Below are 2,329 nucleotides of genomic sequence, written 5' to 3' on the forward strand. Positions count from 1 at the left end.
CTAACACTTTAGTATTTATGCGACACGCAGTTTGTGTTGCATAATCGCTTGTTGGACTGAGGCGCTACCTGCTCGGTGTGTCAGAGTTGGTGTTGTTTATGCTATGGGAATTTGCTTTTTAGAGGCTCTAGCTAAATCAGCTAATTTAATAAGCTTACCTATTATAATTTAAGCTTTCCCTGCATTGCTCAGCGTTTATTATCTATTCATTAAACCGAATGTTTAACTGTTAAGCAAGGATATTTTTCGCTCGCACAGTCGCTATTAGCCTGAGCAATTAAGCAGGTTAACTTATTGATTTGATGCAGCAAGCAAGGCTGCTAACTCGTTCGCGCTATTTTATTTGTCACCTCATCTAAATTCATCACACCAATAAATCGTAAGGTACCCGTCTTGCATGACTGGCAAGACCAATGGAGTATTAATCGTTCTTGCTCTACCTTCGGCTTCACCGCTTTGCATGGGGATGCTGATACTTGAGCCTTTATTAACCCTAACTTTCGCTTGCGACACGCATTAGCTAAAAAGCCATAGTGGCGAATGCGCATAAACCCTTTGGGCAATACATGTTGTAAGTAGCGCCGTAAAAATTCATCACAACTCAGAGTCATGACTTTATCGCGGTTGTTATCTGCATAATCGCGGTATTTAAAGCTCACTGTTTCTTCAGTCGCTGACACTAATCGCGATTCTGACATCACGCCTTTTCGGGTATAACGTGCAAGGTAACTGACTAACTTTTCACTGTACGTTAAACAGGCTTTGCTATACACACACCATTTGGTTGGTGTGCTTACCTTCGCGAATGAACTATCGCATTCATTGAGTGCCGCGAGCATTTTCCCTCTAAACACTGTTGATAATGCTTTAACGGGGTATAAATAGCCTTTTTCTATTTCATGCCAGTGCGCTTTATCAAGCGCGCCTGCGGGTATCAAGCAATGCAGGTGGATATGCTGACTTAAGTTCTGCCCCCACGTATGCAGTACGCTTGTCATGCCTAGCTGGCCATGCCTCTTTCGTTTCGCAAATTTACACAGCGTTTGCCATGCGGCTTTAAATAAACAGTGATACAACGCGTTTGGGTTGTAGTGCGCAATGATATTTAACTCATGCGGGAGCGTAAAAACAAGGTGGAAATAGCGACACGATAATAAATCCTCTTGTTGTCTTTGCACCCATTTAGCCGTTGCCATACCTTGGCAACGTGGGCAATGCCGATCTCGACAGCTACATCCAATTTGTTGTACTTCACTACAGTTATCACATTGCCATGCTTGATAACCGAGCTGTCCCGTTCTGCATGATTGAAGGTGTTGGCAGACTCGTAACTGCTGATAACTCATTATGTGGTGCTGCCGATAATTCCCAAGGCCAGAATTTAAAATATCAGCGAGATGCAAGCCGCTCATTGGTTTCCCCAACTTGCGAGTAAATCAATACCACCATGCCCTAATTCAGGTAACCAGTGTAAGTAACTTTGCGTGGTTCTAATGTCACTGTGACCAAGCTGATGTTGAAGTTGATGAAGCGGCATCCCTAACTCAAGTTGATGTGTTGCATAAGCATGGCGTAATACATGTGGATTACAGTGCTTTAAACCACACATTTGTGCATGTTTTTTCAATGCCTTTCTGAAGCTTGAGGGTGACATAGGTTTATCCATTAACCATCGTGAATAAAACATCCAGCCCGTTGGGTGATACATTTTCCAATAGCAACGTAATTGATTTAGCACGCTATCTGATACAACAACATAGCGTGACTTATCTCCTTTACCATGTTCAATTAAAATGGTTTTACGCTGTCCATCGATGTCTTGCACTTTGATGCGCAGCAGTTCGCTAATACGCAAACCACATCCATAACACACCACTATCAATGTTTTTAAGCGCATATCCGTGCAACTTTCTATAAGTCGTCGAATATCATCACGCGATAAATAAGTAGGTGCCCGAGGTTTTGCTTTAGGCAAGGCTATGTCTAAGTTCAGTGGGCGGTGTAAAATATTCTTAAACAAAAACCAAATGCTGTTTATTTGTATTTTTTGACTCGCTCTGGAGAGCTTGCGAATGGCGGGATCTTTAAAAAAGATATTCAGCTCATCATCAGTAATTAAATCGAGTGGTTTATTAAAATAATGGCTGAGTTTAAGTAAATGCTCGCAGTAACTTTTACAGGTACTTTGTGAATAACCACGGTAGGCTATTTCAGTTTTGACTTGTTCAATGAGTGTATTCATTACTTACCTCCAAATATGGGATAACCCCAAGGTAAGTGTGGCTCAAATGGTCAGAATAGGATCTCCGCGTAGCGGCTTAGTTCAACA

2 protein-coding genes are annotated in these 2,329 nt (G+C 41.9%); both read right to left on the reverse strand.

All coding sequences use genetic code 11. From position 1 onward, the window contains the following. Nucleotides 1-320: 320 nt before the first annotated feature. Nucleotides 321-1,412 carry an IS91 family transposase gene (locus tag I6F47_RS20070; RefSeq protein ID WP_197184434.1) on the reverse strand — a complete coding sequence of 364 codons (1,092 nt, stop codon included), beginning with the start codon at nt 1,410-1,412 and terminating at the stop codon, nt 321-323. Further along, nucleotides 1,409-2,242 (reverse strand): tyrosine-type recombinase/integrase, encoded by an 834-nt coding sequence (locus I6F47_RS20075; protein WP_197184435.1) that lies wholly within the window; start codon nt 2,240-2,242, stop codon nt 1,409-1,411. Before I6F47_RS20075 ends, I6F47_RS20070 begins: the two co-directional genes overlap by 4 nt. Nucleotides 2,243-2,329 lie beyond the last annotated feature (87 nt).

The organism is Pseudoalteromonas sp. NZS37 (assembly GCF_015864265.1).
In the GTDB taxonomy this organism is placed as follows: domain Bacteria; phylum Pseudomonadota; class Gammaproteobacteria; order Enterobacterales; family Alteromonadaceae; genus Pseudoalteromonas; species Pseudoalteromonas arctica.